At 67.0% G+C, this 18962-nt stretch carries 19 protein-coding genes; 10 read left to right on the top strand and 9 right to left on the bottom strand.

What is annotated here, in order from left to right; translation table 11 throughout:
• The first annotated feature begins 217 nt into the window (after positions 1-217).
• The 5 genes from EPL00_RS00815 (at position 218) to EPL00_RS00835 (ending at position 5862) form a co-directional block, all read left to right on the top strand.
• Positions 218-1192 (top strand): AAA family ATPase, encoded by a 975-nt coding sequence (locus EPL00_RS00815; protein WP_135852288.1) that lies wholly within the window; start codon positions 218-220, stop codon positions 1190-1192.
• 1 nt (position 1193) lies between these two features.
• The gene (locus EPL00_RS00820) at positions 1194-2276 is read left to right on the top strand and encodes a DUF58 domain-containing protein (protein ID WP_135852287.1); all 1083 of its coding nucleotides are present in this window, start codon (positions 1194-1196) and stop codon (positions 2274-2276) included.
• Positions 2273-4552 carry a transglutaminase TgpA family protein gene (locus EPL00_RS00825; protein ID WP_135852286.1) on the top strand — a complete coding sequence of 760 codons (2280 nt, stop codon included), beginning with the start codon at positions 2273-2275 and terminating at the stop codon, positions 4550-4552. The genes EPL00_RS00820 and EPL00_RS00825 overlap by 4 nt, the downstream gene beginning before the upstream one ends.
• 168 nt (positions 4553-4720) lie before the next feature.
• Positions 4721-5014 (top strand): stress response translation initiation inhibitor YciH, encoded by a 294-nt coding sequence (yciH, locus tag EPL00_RS00830; RefSeq protein WP_113276842.1) that lies wholly within the window; start codon positions 4721-4723, stop codon positions 5012-5014.
• A gap of 437 nt (positions 5015-5451) precedes the next feature.
• Entirely contained in the window at positions 5452-5862 is a 411-nt protein-coding gene (locus EPL00_RS00835; RefSeq protein ID WP_135852285.1) for a DUF5809 family protein, read from the top strand.
• A gap of 1 nt (position 5863) precedes the next feature.
• Here EPL00_RS00835 and EPL00_RS00840 read toward each other — a convergent pair whose 3' ends face one another.
• Entirely contained in the window at positions 5864-6382 is a 519-nt protein-coding gene (locus EPL00_RS00840; RefSeq protein WP_135852284.1) for a metal-dependent transcriptional regulator, read from the bottom strand.
• A gap of 209 nt (positions 6383-6591) precedes the next feature.
• Between EPL00_RS00840 and EPL00_RS00845 the strand changes: the two genes are divergently transcribed.
• Both EPL00_RS00845 and EPL00_RS00850 read left to right on the top strand, forming a co-directional pair.
• Positions 6592-7122: an NUDIX hydrolase gene (locus tag EPL00_RS00845; protein WP_135852283.1), complete on the top strand. Its 531-nt coding sequence runs from the start codon at positions 6592-6594 to the stop codon at positions 7120-7122.
• Positions 7119-7697, top strand: a complete 579-nt coding sequence (locus tag EPL00_RS00850) for an NUDIX hydrolase (protein WP_135852282.1) — start codon at positions 7119-7121, stop codon at positions 7695-7697. Before EPL00_RS00845 ends, EPL00_RS00850 begins: the two co-directional genes overlap by 4 nt.
• Positions 7698-7709: 12 nt before the next feature.
• On the opposite strand, the gene EPL00_RS00855 is transcribed toward EPL00_RS00850, so the two are convergent.
• Both EPL00_RS00855 and EPL00_RS00860 read right to left on the bottom strand, forming a co-directional pair.
• Positions 7710-8357, bottom strand: a complete 648-nt coding sequence (locus EPL00_RS00855) for a helix-turn-helix domain-containing protein (RefSeq protein WP_135852281.1) — start codon at positions 8355-8357, stop codon at positions 7710-7712.
• A 62-nt stretch (positions 8358-8419) separates the two neighbouring features.
• Entirely contained in the window at positions 8420-9079 is a 660-nt protein-coding gene (locus EPL00_RS00860) for a uracil-DNA glycosylase (protein ID WP_135852280.1), read from the bottom strand.
• A 77-nt stretch (positions 9080-9156) separates the two neighbouring features.
• Here EPL00_RS00860 and EPL00_RS00865 point away from each other — a divergent pair, with 77 nt between their 5' ends.
• Positions 9157-9702, top strand: coding sequence for a GNAT family N-acetyltransferase (locus tag EPL00_RS00865; RefSeq protein ID WP_135852279.1), 546 nt, complete (start codon positions 9157-9159; stop codon positions 9700-9702).
• Positions 9703-9711: 9 nt separating this feature from the next.
• On the opposite strand, the gene EPL00_RS00870 is transcribed toward EPL00_RS00865, so the two are convergent.
• The 3 genes from EPL00_RS00870 to EPL00_RS00880 all read right to left on the bottom strand — a co-directional run bounded on the left by EPL00_RS00870 (position 9712) and on the right by EPL00_RS00880 (position 13523).
• Positions 9712-11655 carry a hybrid sensor histidine kinase/response regulator gene (locus EPL00_RS00870; protein WP_135852278.1) on the bottom strand — a complete coding sequence of 648 codons (1944 nt, stop codon included), beginning with the start codon at positions 11653-11655 and terminating at the stop codon, positions 9712-9714.
• A gap of 155 nt (positions 11656-11810) precedes the next feature.
• Complete coding sequence (locus EPL00_RS00875; protein ID WP_135852277.1) at positions 11811-13088, bottom strand: ribonuclease catalytic domain-containing protein; 1278 nt, start codon at positions 13086-13088, stop codon at positions 11811-11813.
• Between the two features lie 135 nt (positions 13089-13223).
• Positions 13224-13523: a DUF7562 family protein gene (locus EPL00_RS00880; RefSeq protein ID WP_135852503.1), complete on the bottom strand. Its 300-nt coding sequence runs from the start codon at positions 13521-13523 to the stop codon at positions 13224-13226.
• Positions 13524-13707: 184 nt separating this feature from the next.
• On the opposite strand from EPL00_RS00880, the gene EPL00_RS00885 reads away from it, so the two are divergent.
• Positions 13708-14106 (top strand): rhodanese-like domain-containing protein, encoded by a 399-nt coding sequence (locus EPL00_RS00885; RefSeq protein WP_135852276.1) that lies wholly within the window; start codon positions 13708-13710, stop codon positions 14104-14106.
• Positions 14107-14118: 12 nt separating this feature from the next.
• Here EPL00_RS00885 and EPL00_RS00890 read toward each other — a convergent pair whose 3' ends face one another.
• The 3 genes from EPL00_RS00890 to EPL00_RS00900 form a co-directional block, all read right to left on the bottom strand.
• Positions 14119-14595 carry a DUF5810 domain-containing protein gene (locus EPL00_RS00890; RefSeq protein ID WP_135852275.1) on the bottom strand — a complete coding sequence of 159 codons (477 nt, stop codon included), beginning with the start codon at positions 14593-14595 and terminating at the stop codon, positions 14119-14121.
• A 389-nt stretch (positions 14596-14984) separates the two neighbouring features.
• The gene (gene rimI, locus EPL00_RS00895; protein WP_135852274.1) at positions 14985-15497 is read right to left on the bottom strand and encodes a ribosomal protein S18-alanine N-acetyltransferase; all 513 of its coding nucleotides are present in this window, start codon (positions 15495-15497) and stop codon (positions 14985-14987) included.
• A gap of 790 nt (positions 15498-16287) precedes the next feature.
• A complete protein-coding gene (locus EPL00_RS00900; RefSeq protein ID WP_135852273.1) occupies positions 16288-18264 on the bottom strand; it encodes an aconitate hydratase in 1977 nt (658 codons plus the stop codon).
• Positions 18265-18431: 167 nt separating this feature from the next.
• On the opposite strand from EPL00_RS00900, the gene EPL00_RS00905 reads away from it, so the two are divergent.
• Complete coding sequence (locus tag EPL00_RS00905) at positions 18432-18926, top strand: deoxyuridine 5'-triphosphate nucleotidohydrolase (RefSeq protein ID WP_135852272.1); 495 nt, start codon at positions 18432-18434, stop codon at positions 18924-18926.
• The last annotated feature ends 36 nt before the right edge of the window (positions 18927-18962 follow it).

Raw genomic sequence — 18962 nt, forward strand, 5'->3', positions numbered from 1 at the left:
CCTCGGGCTTTACTTAGGATAATTTACTATTATGCCGGTGAAAGTCGGAAAGATATCCCAGAGCGGGGCGCGGGCGGAACTCCCGGTTCGCCCGCGTTCTTGCCGGGACAAAAGTTTCAAAGGTGGCGTCGCTACGTACGAGTAGTATCCGCACGCTTCGGCGGCCAGCGGACCGGTCGCCGAGTTCGTCGCCCTCCGCGTGCAGACCCACTCACCCATGACGGAAGCCAATCCCCCTCAGCGCCGAACCGACGCGTCACCCGACCCCTTGCCGGTAGACGAGGCGGCCGCCGTCGCCGAGCGAGTGGTCGAGAACGTCGAACGTGTCATCGTGGGCCACCACGACGTGACCGAACAGATAGTCACCGCGATTCTCGCGCGGGGCCACCTCCTGTTGGACGACGTGCCCGGCGTCGGCAAGACGATGCTCGCTCGGTCGCTCGCCCGCTCCATCGACTGCGAGTTCTCGCGGGTGCAGTTCACGCCCGACCTGATGCCGACAGACGTGACCGGCGTGAACGTCTTCGACGAGCGCAGTCGCGAGTTCGAGTTCCGGCCCGGTCCCGTCTTCGGCAACGTGGTGCTGGCCGACGAGATAAACCGCGCGCCGCCGAAAACCCAGTCGGCCCTGCTGGAAGCGATGGAGGAGGCCCAAGTCACCGTGGACGGCGAGACCTACGAACTCGACCAGCCGTTCACCGTCATCGCGACCCAGAACGACGTGGAAGCCGACCGGACCTACGAACTCCCGATCGCCGAGGTGGACCGGTTCGCCAAGCGCCTGACGCTCGGGTACCCCTCGCCGGAAGACGAGTCGGAGGTCCTCCGGCGCGTGACCGGCGGCCACCCCATCGACGAGTTGGGACCGGTCGCCACCGCCGCTGACGTGCTGGCGGCCCGCGCCACCGTCGAGAACGTCACCGCCGAGGAGGCCGTCCGGGCGTACGTCACCCGACTGGCCAACTACACCCGCGACCACGCCGACCTCGGGGTGAGTCCCCGCGGGTCCATCGCCCTCCTCCGGTCGGCCCAAGCCCGCGCGGTGCTGGAGGGCCGCGACTACGTGATTCCCGACGACGTGCAGTCGGAGGCCCCGAGCGTCCTCGCCCACCGGGTTCGGACCGGCGCGTCCGGCGGGCAGTCGGGCCGAGAGCTGATAACCGAGGCGCTGGACGCGGTGCCGGTGAAGTGAGATGCTGACGCGACGCGGCTGGGCGCTCGCGGCCGTCACCCTCGCAGGGTTCGTGATGGCCGCGTGGTTCAGCGCCCGCTCGTTGAACGCGGTCGTCGGTCCCGTCGCGGTCGCCGTGGTCGCGGGGTACGTGCAGGTCAAGCGCGCCGGACAGCCCGAACTCCGGACCGAGTCGGCGGAGTACGGCTTCGCGGGCGAGACGGTCCCGGTCTCGCTGTCGTTCGACTCCTCGACGCCGCTGGCCGCGACGGTCCGCCTCGACGCCGACGACGGACTCGCCGTCGCCGACTCCGAAGTCGAGACGACCGTCGCCGACGAGACGCTGTCGTTCGACGTGACCCTGCGCGAGCGGGGGTTCCAGTCGGTCGGGCCGGTCGAAGTCGTCGCCGAGGACGTACTCGGCGTCTGGTCGGAGACCTACTCCTACCCCGTGAGTCGAGAGGTCGTCGTCTTCCCCGAGATTCACCGCCTGCGGGACGCCAGCGACCTCGCGGCGCTCCGCCGGGAGTTCGGTCTCGGCGGACGCGACCGCTTCGACCAGTTGCGCGAGTACGAACGAGGAGACCCGCTTCGGGACGTTCACTGGAAGTCAAGCGCCAAGCGCGCCGACGACGAACTCGTCGTGATGGAGTTCGAGGCCGAGGAGGAACGCCAACAGGTCGAACTCCTCGCGGAGGCGGAGGGCGGCCGGATGGACGACGTGGCCGAGGCGGCCGCCAGCATCCTGACCTACCTGTTGGACGCGGGACTCGCGGTCGGCCTGACAGTCCCCGGCGGCCGGGTCGAACCCGGCACCGGACCGGACCACCGGACCGAACTGCTGACCCTGCTGGCGCGGACCCACCCCGGCACTGTCAGCGACTCGCGCCGGGAGCGAGCGGACGTGTTGGTCGAGTCGTCGGCCGACGACGAGGAGGTTCGGGTGACGGTCGGCGACCGGACCGTCGCGTTCAGTCAGCTGTCCGGCGAAAGTCGAGACGCAGAAACCGGTCGGGAGTCCCCCGGTCGGTCGTCGGCGGACGCGGACGACCGGACCGCGTTCGCCGACGGCGGGTCGAACGTCTCGGGAGGTGAACGCCGATGAGTACCGACCGCGCGGTCGGGACCGACTTCGAGTTGGGCGACGTAGAAGTGTCGTACCACTGGCTCGCGGTCGGGTCGCTCGGCGTCACGATGGTCGCGTACCTGAGCGTCCTCTTTCACATCACCGACATCGTGGGCGGGACCGCGACGCTGGCCGCGCTGGTCGTCGGGACCGCGCTGGCGGGGGTGGCGACCGCCCGGCGACTCCGCCCGTTGCAGGCGGCGACGCTCGCGGTCGTCCTGTTGGCGGTCGGGCTGGTCGGCTACTATCTGGCGGTGCCCAGCGCCTACCTCGTGGCGCTCTCGCTCGGGAAGGTCGTCGCCGACAACGTGGCGCTGTTGACCGGCCTGTCGGTCCTCCGGATGACCGAGGTCGGCGCGTGGGCGCTCGGAGTCGCCCCGGCGATGGTGTTCGCGCCGGTGTATCTCGTCTCCCGGCGGCGCTACGCGCTGGCGGTCGGCGCGGCCGGGACCGCGCTCGGGTTCTTCGTGTTGACCGGCGACTTGGGCAACTTCGCCACGCTGGTCGGCACGCTCGGTGCGACTGCCGCCCTCGGGTTCGGAACCCTCGCGCGCCGAGGAGGCACGGCCGCGCAGGTCGATACGCTGGCGGTCGTGCTGGTGGCGATGGTCCTGCTGGCCTCGACGGTCAGCGTCGTGCCCGGCGGCGCGAGAAGTCCCATCCTGCCGGGGGGCGGCGCGTCCACGCCGACGGTCGAAGACGCCTTCGTCACCAACGAGGAGCGCGTCTCGATTCAGGGGTCGATTCGGCTCTCGCCGAAGGTCCGGTTCACCGTCGAGTCCGACGAACCGGCCTACTGGCGCGTCGCGGCCTACGACCGCTACGACGGTAGCGGCTGGATTCGGACCGGCGACAGCACGCCCTACCGGTCGCAGCCAGCGCCGCCCGGTCCGACCCGGACCGTCGAGCAGACCGTGAGCGTCGAGGCCGAGCGGATGGCCGCGATGCCCGCGGCGTGGAAGCCGACCCGGTTGGAGTCGGGCGACCGGGACAACACCCGCATCAGTTCGCTCGGGGCGTTCGACCCGGTGGGCGCGCTCCGACAGGGCGAGTCCTACACGGTCGTCAGCCGGGTCCCCGACCCCACCGAGAGCCAACTCCAGCGAACGGGCACCGACTACCCCGAGTACGTCGAAAAGCTCTACCTGCAAGTGCCGGAGAGTTCGGCCGACCGCATCCGCCAGCGCACGAACCGGATTACGGGGTCGGCGAACGCGACGACGCCCTACGAAAAAGCCGAGGCCGTCGAAGCGTGGCTGGAAGCCAACAAGGCCTACTCGAAGGACGTGTCCCGGCCCGAGGGCGACGTGGCCGAGCAGTTCATCTTCGAGATGCAGGAGGGCTACTGCACGTACTACGCCACCTCGATGGTGACGATGCTCCGCTCACAGGACATCCCGGCGCGGTTCGTCGTCGGCTACACCTCGGGCCAGCGCGTCGCCGAGGACGAGTGGGTCGTCCGGGGACTCGACTCTCACGCGTGGGTCGAGGTCTACTTCCCGCGGGTCGGGTGGGTGAAGTTCGACCCGACGCCCGGTGGCCCGCGCCAGCAGGTCGAGAACTCGCGCGTCGAGCAGGCCCGCGAGGGCAACGTCTCGAACGTGGACACCGACGAGAGCGACGAGGGCACGTGGACGCCCACGACGACCGAGACGACCGCCGACCCCGGCGACACGGAGACGACCACCGTCGTCGGCAACGAGACCACCGGACCCGCCACGGCCGCTCCCGGTCTCGGCGACCGCCAGCCCATCAACCCCGGCGACGGAATCGGAGGCACCGTCGGCGAGTTCACGACGACCGCGGGCGGCGGGACGGGCGGCGACTCCGGCGACGAGGGCGGCGGGATTCCGATTTCGATGCCCTCGCGCGAGCAGACGGCGCTCGGCGCGCTCGTGGTCGCGGGCCTGCTCGCGGCCGCGCGCCGGACCGGCCTGCTGGCGCGACTCCAACGGGCGGTCTGGCTCCGCTGGCAACCGCGTCGGGACCCCGAGACAGACGTGAACCGCGCGTTCGAGCGACTGGAACGCCTGCTCGCCGACGAGTACCGCGAGCGCGACTCCGGCGAGACGCCCCGCGAGTACCTCGCGGCGATTCGGTCCCACTACGACGTGGACGACCGGGCCGAGCGCGTCGGAGCCATCTACGAGCAGGTCCGCTACGCGGGCGCGACCGACGACGGCCTCGCCGACGAGGCGGTGTCGCTGGTGGACGAACTGGTCCGGGACCACCGGGGCCTCCTCGGCGGGCGGTAGTCCCGGCCGCGCGTTTCGTCCCTCGCGCAACACTACCCCCGGACGACCGGAGGCGAGACGGACTCCGGCGTCCGAGCGCGCTGGCGTCTCCGTTCGCTTTTTCTCGCGGCTCGACTCGGGTAACTAGCGACACAGTTTTGTACCCCTACGACCAATTCCCGAATTGTAATGTCGGAAGTGTGCTCGACGTGCGGGCTGCCTCAAGAGCTTTGCGTCTGCGAGGACGTGGCCAAAGAGTCCCAGCAGATTAACATCCGCATCGACGAGCGACGCTACGGTAAAGAGGTAACGATTATAGAAGGCTTCGACCCCAAGGACGTTGATCTGGACAGTTTGTCCTCGGACCTCAAGTCCAAGTTCGCCTGCGGCGGGACCGTCGAGGAGGGCCAGATAGAGCTTCAGGGCAATCACACCGGGCGCGTCGAGGATTTCCTACGTGACAAGGGTTTCAACGTAGCCTAACCTCGCGTCGGTTTTGCGCTGTGTAGAGGGTCAACGAGTGACGACTACGACTCGCGCCGGGGCGTCGTAATCCGTCGCCCCGCAATCTTCATCATTCACCGAACACGATATTGGTTGCTTAGGAAAATATATAGGTTGCTTTCGGAACGCTGTAGTGGTGGCTCCGTGCGAGCGGCGGAGGCGTGCAGTCCACACAGGGGTTCGCGCTCGGACTCGCCGCCGAGACAGTGCGACGATACTGACAGTCGCGGGGTATTTTCCCGGTCGCGGGCGTAGGCTCTCGTATGAGTTCCCGCTCAGACACCGACTCGAACGACGACGAGAGCCAGAAGAACGACCTCCTCGACCGCATCGTGAACTTCCTCGCGACGTACCTCCCGTAGCGCAACCGACCCGAGGACGAAACCCAGTAGTCCCCGGCCTCCGAAGGCCCGCCCATGGAGACTCACGGCTTTCTCGCGCCCGAGACCGAGGCGGAGGCCCGCGACCGCTACGACGAGACTGGTCCCGCGGCCCAGACCGTCGTCAAGGAGACTGCGAAAGCGATGGCGTTCGCACCCGACGAGTACGACGAGCGCGTGACCGGCGAGGTCATCGAGACCGCACGGGACGCGCTGTTCGCGTCGCTCCTGACCGTCCGGACCGGCACGCGCGAGGAGTTCGACGACTGGCTGGCCGACCGCGACCGCGAACTCCTCGAAGAAGGCTCCGAGAACGTCGAGAACGTCGCGTGGCACGACGCGCTCGGCGAGACGGTCGTCGCCGCCACGTACCAGAACGAGGAGCGCGCCGCGGTGGCGACGCTCCGGCGGCAGGCGTTCGGGCGCGTCTACCGGGAGTTGCTGTAGCTCAGGACTCGGACTCGGACTCGACGCGCTCGGCGGTCGTCCGGACCTCGCTACTGCACTCGCTGTACTCGTCGTGTGGCGCGCGACACGCGCCGTCGCAGGGGTGGTCCACGATATCCTTGAGCCGGTGGACCGCCTCGTCGGAGAGGACCTGCCCGAGCGCGCGGGGGTCGGTCGCGTCGTCGGCCTCCTCGTCGCGGTCGGCCTCGCGGAGCGCCGTCACGTCCAGTTCGAGGTCGTCTTCGAGGAAGTTCTCGGCGACACAGCGCCGCCACGCGAACTCTCGGGCGGCCGACTCCCCGTCGTCGGTCAGCGTGACGCCCTCGTACTTCTGGTAGTCGGCGAGGCCGCGGTCGGCCAGCGTCCCGACCATGCCGGTGACGCTCGCGTCGCTCACGTCCAGCACCTCGGCGAGTTCCCCGGTCTTCGCCCGGCGGTCGGTCTCGGCGGTGAGGAGGTGGACGGCCCTGAGATAGCGCCCCTCACTCTCTGAGACCTCGCGTTCCGAAGCGTCGCTCATAGGTGGAGTGTAGGCGCGCGTGGTCATAATTTTGTTCCCGGACACCTCCGAGATGGGTATGGACGTATCTCGGTTGCGTGTCCCGTAGCTACTGCCGACTCGGACGGACCGTCTCGATGCAGTGAGGCCGCGCTGGAGGTACCGGAGAAGCGAGCGACCCTCGACGCCGAGGAGTCACGCTTTACTCGCCCCGCCCCGACCACTCGCGCATGAGCGACGACTGGCGCGTCATCGAGTCGGTCGCGGAGTACGAAACCGGCTGGTACACCGGCGGCTACGACCTCGTGGAACAGCCCGACGGCTCCACGAAGAAATACTACTGGGCCGAACTCCCGCCCGCAGTGGTCATCTTGGCCGTCACCGACGGACAGGTCGTCTTCGTCGAGCAGTACCGGCCGGTCATCCGCGAGGAGTGTCTCGAATGCCCGGCCGGAATCGTCGAGGACGGCGAGTCCTACACCGAGGCCGGAGCGCGCGAGTTGCGCGAGGAGACCGGCTTCGACCCCTCGGGAATCAGCCTCATCGAGGACTTCTACTGCTCGACCGGCGTCCTGCGCCACGAGCGGGGCATCGTCTTCGCCGAGGGGCTGACGCCCGTCGAGCGGGACCTCGACGGCAACGAGTTCCTGTCGGTCCGGTCGATGCCTGTCGAGGACGCCCTCGCCGCCGCGCGCGAGGCCCCGGCCAACGACGCGACCATCGAGGCCCTCCTGCTGGCCGACGAGGAGGGCCTGCTTTGAACTGGTCGCGGGAAGCGAGTCTCACCGTTCCGACGCCGTGGGGTGACGTGGGCTACGACCGCCTCCGGCGACCCGACGGCGAGAGCGACGGCTCCGCGTGGGCCGACCCCCGCGACGCGGTGGTCGTGGTCGCGGTCCGCGAGAACGACGACGAGTCCACCGACGCGACCGGCGACGACGCTACCGCCGCGACCGCCGACCGCGAAGTCGTCCTGATAGAGGAGTACCGCCCGAAACTCCGCGAGACGGTCGTCACCTGTCCGGTCGGCAGGCTCGAAGACGGCGAGTCCTTCGAGGCGGGCGCGGCCCGCGAGTTGCGCGAGGAGGCGGGCTTCGACCCCGGAACAACGCGGCTCCTCGACGTTCACTACCCGGTGAGTTGGCTCCGCAAGCGACGAGGCGTCGTCTTCGCCACGGACCTGACGCCGGTCGAACCCGACCGCGACGACGGCGAGTTCACCGACCCGCGCACGGTCCCGGCCGACGAGGCCATCTCGCGGGCGCGCACCACTGGGCCGACGACGGGGTGGACGCTCGCGCCGCTCCTGCTCGCGGACCACGAGGGTCTGCTCTGAGAAGACCGGCCGTCAGGTCTCCGTGACCAGCGTCCGCGCGATGAGTTTCGCCTCGGCGCGGCGCATCCGGCCCGACACCGCGGTCGGCGACAGCCCCAACTCGTCGGCGAGTTCTTCGAGCGTGATGTCGCGTGGCTCCTCGAAGTAGCCCCGGTCGAGCGCGGTCAACAGCGTCTCGCGCTGTTCGGGCGTCAGGTCGTAGCTCCCGTCGGTGCCGACCGCCGACAGCGAGTGAAGTCGCCGGAGTTCGAGTCCGACCTCGCTGTCCACGCACTCGGCCTGAAACGACCGCACGCCGTCGTGGTCGGTGAATCGGAGTTCGAAGTGCCACGCGTCGTCCCGCCCGCTGGCTTCCAGTACGGTGGCGTCGGCGGTCCGGAGGACGCCCCCGAGGTCGGTCGTCGCGTCGGTCCACTCCACTCGGTAGAGACTCCGGTCGTCAACCCCTTCGACCCGCTCTAACACCGCGACGCCGGACTGCTCGCGGACCGTCTCGGCGAACGCGTCCAACTCCGGCCCGCGCGCCCAGAAGAACGGTACCACCTCCTCGCGGGTCGGCACGACTTTCTCCAACTCGACGCGCACGTCGGGATGGGCGGCGAGCGCGCCGCCCAGCACGAACTCGTCGGCTGGCGTCGTGAACTCCGCGATGATACTCATCTCCTCTGACGACGGTTCGCACACCTAAAATAGAAGTGGCAACGTGTATCACAAAGTGACGCTTACTCGCCGCGCCCTCGACGCTCGCCGACGACCGCACCGATTTCCGCGACGTACTCCTCGCGCGAGTAGCCGATTCGAGGGAGCCAGACGTTCTGGTACGAAGGATGCAGGAGGGGCAGGACGGTCGCGTCGAACTCGTCGGACGCGACCGGTTCGAGGACCGAATCGAGGAATCCCCCCGGCAAATCGCCGAGGAGCGACAGGGTGGCGTGCTTGCCGGTCGTCGCCACCACCGCGGGGGAGACCCGCTCGATTTCGGTCCGGAGGTGGGCGCGGCAGTTCGCGCGCTCGTCGGCGGTCGGTTCGCGGTTCGTCGGGGCGTCGTCGCTCTCGTCGTTCTCGCCGCGCTCCTCGGCCGGGAAGCACTTCACCGCGTTCGTGAAATAGAGGTCCTCGTTCGCGAGTCCCGCGTCGGCGAACAGGTCCCGGACCGCCCGGCCGGAGTGTCGGGAGGTGTAGGCCATCCCGGTCCAGTTGCCGCCCCGCCAGCGGTCGGCGTCGGGGTTCCCGTAGGCGGGGGCCTCGCCGACGACCAGCACGTCGGCGTCGAGCGACCCGTTGCCCCACGCGACGGACTCGCGGGACTCGACCAGCGCGGGACACCGCGCACAGTCCGGTTCGAGGAGGGCCCGCGAGTCGGGGTCGGGAAACTCGGCCATACTCCACGTTGGCGGTCGGCGCTACTCAATCCCACGCTCGCGGAAGCTATTTGTCGCCGGTCGCACACCCCACACGCATGGACGCGAACGTTCGCCCGGCGACGACGAGCGACGTGGCCGACGTGCGCCGGGTCGCCCGCGAGTCGTGGCACGCGACGTACGACGACCTGCTGGGACCCGAGGCGGTCGAGTCGGTCGTGGACGACTGGTACGACCTCTACGCGCTCCGGCAGTCCGCCGAGCGCGACGATGGCGTCTTTCTGGTCGCCGAGCGCGAGGCGGGTAGCGGGGACGACGAGAGCGGGGGCGACGAGACCGACCCCGAACTCGTCGGCTTCGGACAGGGACTCCTCCCCGACGAAGCCGAGGACGGCGCGGCCGAACTGCCCCGACTCTACGTCCACCCCGACTGCTGGGGCGAGGGCGTCGGCACGGCGCTCGCCGACGAGATAGAGGCGTGGGCCGCCGAGCAGGGGGCCGAGCGCCTCCGTCTCGTCGTGCTGGCCGACAACGAGGTCGGCAACGCCTTCTACGAGTCCCGAGACTACCGGACGGTCGGCTCGCGCGAGTCGGAACTCGACGGCGAGACCGTCACCGACTACGTGCGAGAGAAAGAGCTGTAGTCCGGCCTCTCAGGCTCCCACGTCGTTGAACCGTATCTCGACGCGGAGACCGCCCGACGCCGAGTCGGTCGCCCGGACCGACCAGCCGTGGGCCCGCGCGATGTCCTCCACGATTCGGAGGCCGAGTCCGGTTCCGCCGTCACCGGTCGTGTAGCCCCGCTCGAAGAGTCTGTCGTAGTCGCCGTCCACGCCCGCGCCGTCGTCGGCGACGTAGAACCCCTCGGCGTCCGCGAGACCGCCAGCTTCGACCGTCACGGTGGTTTCGCCGTGTTCGACCGCGTCGTCGGCCGACGGCTGACCGCTCGCGGAGCCGTGTTCGACCGCGTTCCGGAACAGGTTCTCGAACAGTCTGCCGAGTCGAGACTCGTCGCCCGACGCCTCCGCGGGCAGGTCGTCGGCCCGGAGCGCGGCGTCGCCGGTTTCGACCATCTCCCACGCCTCCCGGACCGCCTCGGGGAGCGAGAGCGTGGTCGGTTCCCGGACAGTCCGGCCCTGTTCGGCGAGCGCGAGCGCCTCCTCGACCAACTCGTCGATTCGGCCGAGCGCGTCCCGGAGCGGTTCGACGTACTCGCTGTCGCAGTCTTCCGCCAGCAGTCGAGCGTTGCCGTCGGCGACTTCGAGCGGGTTTCGCAGGTCGTGGCCGAGGACGCCCGCGAACTCGTCGAAGCGTTCGTTCTGGCGCTGGAGTTCGCGCTCGCGGCGCTTCTGGTCGGTGATGTCCGTGTAGATGACGAAGCCGTTGGCGTCCTCGTCGGGCGCACGGACCGTGTGCAACAGGAAGTCCCGCGGGCCGTCGGCGGTGACGCGCCGAACCTCCTTGCCGGTGACGTGGTCGCCCGCCCGCATCCGGCGGTTTATCTCGGCGGCCTCCGCCGCGGCCTCGTCGGTGTCGGGGACGATGCGGTCGTCTACGGGTTCGCCAGCGATGTCCTCTATCGCCCACCCGAACACCTCCTCGAAGGTCGGGTTCGCCTCGGTGATTATCGGTTCGTCCTCCTCGAACGCGCCGATGCCGATGGCGTGGGGAATGTTGTGGAACAGCGCGGCGAACTTGTCGCGCTCGTTGCGGAGTTGCTCGTCGGAACCGATGCGGTCGAGCGCGGCCGAGACGTGGGCCAACAGCAGTTCCGCGAGTTCGCGGTCGCGGTCGCCGAAGCCGTTCACGTCGCGGGCGACCGCCTGAAACACGCCGTGGTCGTCTATCGGGACCGTCAGGGCCGACCGGTAGTCGGACTCGGCCGGAGCGAACTCGTGGCTGTCGAGGTCGGTGACGCGTATCGACTCGCCCTTGCGGTACGCGCGGGCCGCGAGGTTGCCGTCCGAATCGACGGGCGTCGAGCGGTAGTAGCCGTCGGAGGGGACGCCCTTCGAGACGGCCTGCGGAACGAGTTCGCCGTCCACCACGAGGCTGAGGTCACAGAGGTCGAACTCCAGTATCTCCTCGGCGGCCTCAACCGCGAGTTCACAGAGGTCCGTCCGGTCGGTGCAGGTCGCCGCCTGCGCGGCGGTCTCGTGGAGCGCCTCTATCTTCTGGCGGGTCCGCCGGAGTTCCACCTTGGCGCGGTTCTGGGAGATGGCGTTCTCGATGCGCTTTGCCAGCACCTCGTAGTGGTCGGTGCCGGTCTCCTTCTGGAGGTAGTCGGTGACGCCCGCCGAGATGGCTTCGGACGCTATCTCCTCGCTTCCCTTCCCGGTGTAGAGGACGAACGGGAGCGAGGGGTACCGCTCGCGGACCGCTTCCAGCAGTTCCAACCCGTTCATCTCGGGCATGTTGTAGTCGCTGACCACGCAGTCGAACTCGCCCTCCTCGTCCAGTCGGTCGAGGGCGTCACTGGCCGCGGCCGCAGTCGTGACCGACATGTCGTCACCGATTCGCTGGAGGTACTCGGCCGCCACGTCCGCGAGACCCGGTTCGTCGTCCACGACGAGGACGCGCTTGCTAGAGGCTACCATTGCTCGTTAAAGGCAGATATCACGTTATAAATTTCTCGAAAATTATATCGAGATTTAGGAGTCGGGATAGTCAATATGTTCGAAGTTGGTTCGGGTGTGGCTGGTCGGATAGTAAATTTCCGAGGAGGGACGGCGAAGTAATCGACCGGCGGTCGCTACTCCTCGACCACTTCGAGGCCGCGGTTGTTGACCGCCGCGGCGTCGAGACCGACCTCTTCGAGGAACTGCTTGTACTCGCGCTCGCAGGCCTCGGCGTCGGCCTGCTTGTCGCTGGCGCGGTCACAGAGCGCCACGAGGTCCTCGGGCACGTCGTTGGTGTACACTATCCAGTGGTTGATGAGGTCGGAGAGTCGCCGGATGGGCGAGGTGAAGTGACCGTAAATCTCGAAGTTCAGAGCGTGGTGGCCGCCGAAGGGGTCGTTCATGTAGCGCGCTCGCGGCATGACCTTCATCACGGCCCACTGAATCTTGTCGAGTTGTCGGTCCGGGGCGTCTTCGAGCGTCGCGTTGACGGCCTGACGGGGGTCGTCCCACTTCGACCCCGGAATCGAGACGCCGTCGAGGTCCTGAATCTCCTGCAACGCTTCGCTCCACTCGTCGGGACTGGGTTGGGGGTGGACCCGGTACATCGCCTCGACGCCGCGGTTCCACATCAGTTCGTGGGTGACGGCCTTGTTGGCCTTCAGCATCGACTCCTCGATGATGGTGTGGGCGCGGTCCCGGCGGGGATTGAGGACGAGACTCCCCTCGTCCTTGCGCTGTTCGTGCATCTGGTCGGCCAACTCGAACGCGAGTTTGTTCTCGTGGTGGAGGTCGGCCTCCTCGTCGTCGATGCGGCGCTCGGCCTGCGTGTAGGTCAGTCGCTCGTCGCTGTTGATGACCGACTTGTAAATCTCGATGTTCTCGTAGCCCAGATTCTCCTTGTCGAGATGCATCTCGACGGTGTGGGCGAGTCGGTCCTCGTTGGGCACCAGCGAACACACCGTCTCCGCGAGGACCGGCGGGAGCATGTGCATCGTGTAGGCTGGCAGATAGACCGTGTTCGCGCGCTCGACGGCCTCCTCCCACATGTTGGTCTCGGGGTTGACGTAGTGGGTCACGTCCGCGATGTGGACCCAGAGGACGTACTCGTCGTCGCGCTCCTCGATGGAGAGGGCGTCGTCGAAGTCTTGGGCGTCCACCGGGTCGGTGGTCCACGTCGTCATCTCGCGGAGGTCTTTCCGCTCGTCAACTTCGTCCTGAATCTCCTGTTGGATGTCCTCGGTCCGCTTCTCGGCCTCGGTCAGTACCTCTTGGGGGAACTCGTCGCGAATCTCGAACTTCTCGAACAGCTCCTCGCGCTTCTCTTCGAGTTTGTCGGCGAGTTCCGGCGAAATCTCGACCGGGCCTTGTCCCTCGGGAGTTCCGGCCTCGGCCTGCGTGTCACTCGTCATACAGAGGAGTAACGGAGTCGAGTAGTTAGGCGTATCGGAGCGATACCGAGTCGAAACCGGCGGCGGCCGGACCGCGCCGGGGTTCCCGAGCCCGGTAGGCGTTGCTTACCGGTCGGCGCTCGTCGTCGCGGCGGCTCATCGCTCGTGGTCCAGCGGACCGTAGCGCTCCTCGACGGCGTTCCAGTACGCGTCCAGAAACTCCAGTTCGGTCATCCCTCCGGCGTCGATGTCCACCAGCAGGTCTTCGAGTTCGTCGCGCGGCTGGTGACAGAGGTCGGTGTGACAGCCCTTACAGAGATGTTCGAACTCTTTGCCCTTCCGGTCCCAGCGGTCGCCCTCCTTGTCGTACTCGCGGGCGTCCGAGCGCCGGACGGTCTCGCCGCAGGCGATGCAATCGACCGAGTCTCTGCCCCGGTTGCTCCGGGAACCCCACATACTCGTAGTCACGGGCCGGGATTACTTGCTGTTTTTGGTCACTTTTCGGGGAGATTCGCGCAACCAACCGACGAAAGTAACGACGGCTTACCTCGAAGCTTCCGCGCCGGACTGGTCCGGAGCGGAACCGGAACCGCTCCGCGCATCGCGGGGCTTATCCACTCGGACGGCCAACGTGGGGTCGATGGACGCCGAAATCGCTCCCGACGAGGTTCGGGACCTCCTCGACGCCGACGACGAGGTCCGCGTCGTGGACATCCGGTCGGAAGCAGAGTTCGAGCGCGGACACATCCCCGGCAGTGAGAACGTGCCGTTCCACGCACTGGCCGACGAGATAGAGCGATTGGACGGCGCAGAGCGCGTCGTCACGGTCTGCCCGCACGGAAAAGCCAGCGTGCAGGCCGCGCGACTGGTCGCCTCCTACGAGGGCCTGCCCGAGGAGGCCCGCGTCGAGAGCATGGCCGGTGGTCTCTCGGAGTGGGACTACGAACTGGAGACCGCCGACGAGTCGGCGGGCGAGTCCGACTCGGTGGACGAGTCCGACGCGACGGACGCCGACGAAGGGCCGGAAGCGCCGTTCTGAGTCCGCAGGTCGTTACTCGTCGTCCGACTCGCCGTCGGCCCCTTCGTCTTCGTCCAGCATCTCCTCGGTCATCGCTCGGGCCTCTTGGAGAATCGACTGGGCCTCGCCGTCGAGCGACCCCGCGCCCGCCCCGCCTGCGCCTGCACCACCTGCGCCCGTGCCCGCACCCGCGCCGCTGGCCATCGACCCGCGACCCTGCGAGTTGGCGCGCTCTAACTCGTCTTCGAAGAGGTCGCCGCCCTGCGGTTCGTCGCCGTGACTGTGGTCGTGGGTCGTGTCCTCGAACACCTGCGGGAAGCCGACCTCCTTGGCGTACTCCTCGACGCGCTCGGCGAGTTCGTCCTCGCCGTCCTCGTTCCACCCCGGCGCGTGGTCGTCCAGCCACTCCTCGTGGTCGTCGTCGCCGAGCATCGCCGTGAACGCGAGGTGGTTGGCGAGGTGTTCGGCGTCGGACTGGGGCGTCTCGCAGACCGGACAGGCGTATCCCATGTCTCCCGATTGGTCGCGCGCGCCGAAAAGCGCCACGCTCGATGAGTGGGCGAAGATGGTTTTTGAGAATCTGGCGTGTGTGGGCGCAACTGCTCGTGGGTCGCGCCTACCGTACTCGGTGCGACAGGCCACGCGCGGACGCTCAGTTCGATATCCGGGCGTTTGGGTGGACTGAAAGGGGCCGCGCGCTCGCGTGCAGTTCAGTCGTCTCTGCGGGCCACTATCCGAGACGAGTCGAGCGAAGCGACGACGAATCGAGGATATCCCGCAGAGCGACCGCGAGCGCGCGGGGGCTTTCGAAAACTGCATGACGGTGCTAGGAGTGTAGACGACGGCCGAAACGCCACTTTCGATGAACTATCTCCCGAAATGGACACCGACTCAGACCGCTATTCGTCCAAGTCCACGACCAGAATCAGCGCGTCCTCGCCGTCGTCGTAGTACCGCGGGATGGTCCGCAGGTACTCGAAGCCGAACTCCTCGTACAGCCCCACCGCGCGGTCGTTGCTCGCGCGGACCTCCAACTTCACGCTCTGGGCACCCCGCGTGCCGAGAATCGCCAGCGCGCGGTCGAGGAGGCCCGCCCCGATGCCCTCGCCGCGGTACTCGGGGTGGACCGCGATGTCCTTGACGTGGCCGAACGCCCGGCCGTGGTTCGGCACGAGGTTGGCGACGACGTAGCCGACGACGCTCTCGTCGCCCTCGCCGTCGAGGTAGCCCGAGGACTCCTCGCTGGCGACCGCGACCAGAAAGCCGGGTTCGCCCAAGTACCGCTCGAACGCGGAGAACGGCCACGGCTGGTCGAAGGAGGCCCGTTCGATGCGGAGGACGGCCAACAGGTCGGCCTGCACCGCCCGCCGAATCTGCACGTCGTCGCCGCCCTCCTCGGGAGTCGTTGTCACTGCCCGCGATTTCTCGCCCGACCCTTAAGAGTGTCATGCCCGATACCGACCCCGTAATTCTTTAGTAGGACTAATCATAAGAACGAAATGCACTCTCCGGCCGGAGGTGCAAGCTCCCGAAATCTCCCCCACCCACCCCCACCTTTTGCGTGCTGTGCGTCGGAGTCGGCTATTCGTTCGCTAGAAGAACTACGGTCGTAGCTGTTTCCGAGTCGGACTAATCGCAATACCGTGCTAGAGTTGATTCAGACGTGGTTAGATACTATCGTACCAGTGGAAGTGAGATTCATGTCCGGATTCATCACGAGCCGATGTGGCTACCCGCCGCACGACGAACCTGCCTGTATGTACTGACGGGACCGGCTCGATGGGCCGGTAGACACCATTCCCGGCGACTTCGACGGGTTCGTACCCGTCACCACCGTCCGGGTTCGCCGTCCGTCGAGAGCGGAGCGTTACGCCGTCCGGTCCCCGCAGATGCGACCGCTCCGTAGGAAACACGGCAGTAAATTTTATATATTTTAGCACGCAATAAATTTCAACGGAGGTGAGAGATAATGTTCGGAATCAATCTGTTCCATCACTGCGAACTTACCGACCCGGCCTGTCTCCACTGAGGGACTTCGGAGGAGCGTATCGTACGCGAATCGACCGTTTCTCGACGGTGAGAGGCGTATCCGAGAGACTGCTCCGTCGGCGTTTCGACGCGACGGTGAGACGCGTCACCCCGCGGTGACGCCGCCCCCGGCACTAACGAACGCGAGAAAAAACGGGGAAAGTAGCGCGCTACTTAGTCGTCTGCGGGCGCGGGCGAGTCGCCGCCGGACTCGGCCTGCTTCTTCGTGTGCGAGAGCTTGCCACCGTCGGCGAGAATCTCGCGCTCGCGCTGGGACGCGTCGAGGTGGGCCGTCGCTTCCCACTCGTCGTTGACCCGAACCGTGAACTCCTCCTGACCGGAGCGGACCGCTTCGGCCACGTCGTCCACGATTTCGATGTTGTCGCCTTGGTCGATCTTCTCGTAGGTCTCCTCGTCGATGGTCAGCGGGATGAGACCGAAGTTGAAGAGGTTCGCCTTGTGGATACGGGCGAAGCTCTGGGCGAGGACGCCCTCGACGCCGAGGTACATCGGACACAGCGCCGCGTGTTCGCGCGAACTACCCTGTCCGTAGTTCTCGCCAGCCACGAGGAAGCCGCCGTCGGACTGCTGGGCGCGGGTGGCGAAGTCCTCGTCCACGCGCGAGAGCGTGAACTCCGAGAGTTTCGGGATGTTCGAGCGGAACTTCAGGATGTCGCTGGTCGCCGGGATGATGTGGTCGGTCGTGATGTTATCCTCCATCTTCAGGAGGTTCGGACCGGCCAGTTCCGAGTCCAGTTCGTCCTTCAGCGGCACGTCGCCGATGTTCGGCCCCTTGATGAGTTCGTCGTCGGGTGCCTCGTCGGGCGAGATGAGGTCGGTCTTGCTACCCGTGTACTTGTCGGGCATCTCGAATCCGGGGTCCTCGAGGTCGCCGAGTTCGTCGGCGAGGTCCCGCGGGTCCACGATTTCGCCTTTGATGGCGGCCGCGGTGGCGACCTCCGGCGAGCAGAGGTAGACGTTGTCGTCCTCGATACCCGAACGACCCTCGAAGTTCCGGTTGAACGTACGGAGCGACACCGAGTCGCTGGCCGGGACGTGGCCGATGCCGATACAGGCACCGCACGTCGCCTCGGAGAAGTTGACCCCTGCGGCCATCATCTCGGAGACCCAGCCTTCCTTCGCCAGCATCTCGGAGGCCTGCTTGGAACCGGGCGCGACGATCATCTCGGTCGTCTTGTTCGTCTCGCGGCCCTCCAGCATCTTGGCGGCCGGGAGGATGTCCTCGTACGCGCCGTTGGTACAGGAGCCGATCATGACCTGATCGACTTCCGTGCCTTCGACCTCGCGGACGGGCACGACGTTGTCGGGCATCGACGGCTTGGCGATGAGCGGTTCGAGGTCGCTCAGGTCGATGGTGATCTGGTCGGCGTACTCGGCGTCCTCGTCGGGCGTGACTTCGACGTACTCGTCGCCGCGGCCGAGGCGTTCGAGGTAGTCTTTGGTGTTCTCGTCGGTCGGGAAGATCGAGGAGGTCGCACCGAGTTCCGTCCCCATGTTGGTGATGGTCGTCCGCTCGGGGACCGAGAGGCTCTCGACGCCCGGACCGGTGTACTCGAAGATCTTGCCGACGCCGCCCTTCACGCTGAGACGACGGAGCATCTCCAAGATTACGTCCTTCGCGGTGGCCCACTCGGGGAGTTCACCTTCGAGTCGGACTTCGACGACTTCCGGCATCTCGATGTAGTAGGCACCGCCGCCCATCGCGACCGTCACGTCGAGACCGCCGGAACCGATGGCGAGTTCGCCCATCCCGCCGGGCGTCGGCGTGTGGGAGTCCGAGCCGAGCATCGTCTTGCCGGGCGCGGCGAAGTTCTCCTTGTGGACGTTGTGACAGATGCCGTTGCCGGGTCGCGAGAAGTGCGCACCGAAGGTGCCCGCCGCCGAGCGCAGGAAGCGGTGGTCGTCGGTGTTCTTGAAGTCGAACTGGTAGGTCTGGTGGTCGCAGTACTGCGCCGCCAGCTCAGTCTGCACTTCGTCGAGTCCGAGCGCTTCGAACTGCAGCCAGACGAGCGTCCCTGTCGTGTCCTGTGTGAGGACCTGATCGATCTCGATGCCGATCTCCTCGCCAGTTTCGAGGTCGCCCTCGACGAGGTGGTCCTCCAGAATTTTTTCCGTTAGCGTCTGTCCCATATCGACCGAATATCGACCCTCCAAGCGTATAAATCCCGCGTGTTTCCGTTCTCTACGGCGGTTGTAAATCCCGACGCCGTGTGGCAATAATTGTACGAACCGAGTCGCCGACCCACGCCCGAGGAGACTCCGTCAACGCTATACTCCCTCGGTGGAACCGAACGCACATGTTCGAGAGCGGCCCCTTCGTCGCCGAACACGTTTCCGACACCGACGAGGACCAGATTCAACCCAACGGCGTGGACCTCACGCTGGAGGCGGTGTACGAGCAACGAGAACCCGGACGAATCGGGCGCGAGGAGAAAGAGGTCGGCGAGCGCCAGCAGTTGGAGACCGAGCAGGTCGCCGACGACGCCCCCGAGACGTACTACCTCACACCGGGCGGCTACGTCGTCCAGTACGCCGAGACGGTCCGGATTCCCGAGAACCACGTCGGCTACATCTACCCGCGCTCGTCGCTCCTGCGCAACTCCTGCATGCTGAACACCGCGGTCTGGGACGCTGGCTACGAGGGCAAGGGCGAGGGTCTGCTCGAAGTCCACCACGACATCGAAATCGAGACGGGCGCGCGCATCGCGCAACTCGTCCTCGCGGAGGCCGACCACGACGGCACCTACGACGGGTCGTATCAGGGCGAGAACGTCGCGCTGGACGAGTTCTGAGTCGAGCGGTTCGGCTCTCCCCTTCTACCCGGTGCG

Source organism: Halorussus salinus (assembly GCF_004765815.2).
GTDB classification, from domain to species: Archaea; Halobacteriota; Halobacteria; order Halobacteriales; family Haladaptataceae; genus Halorussus; species Halorussus salinus.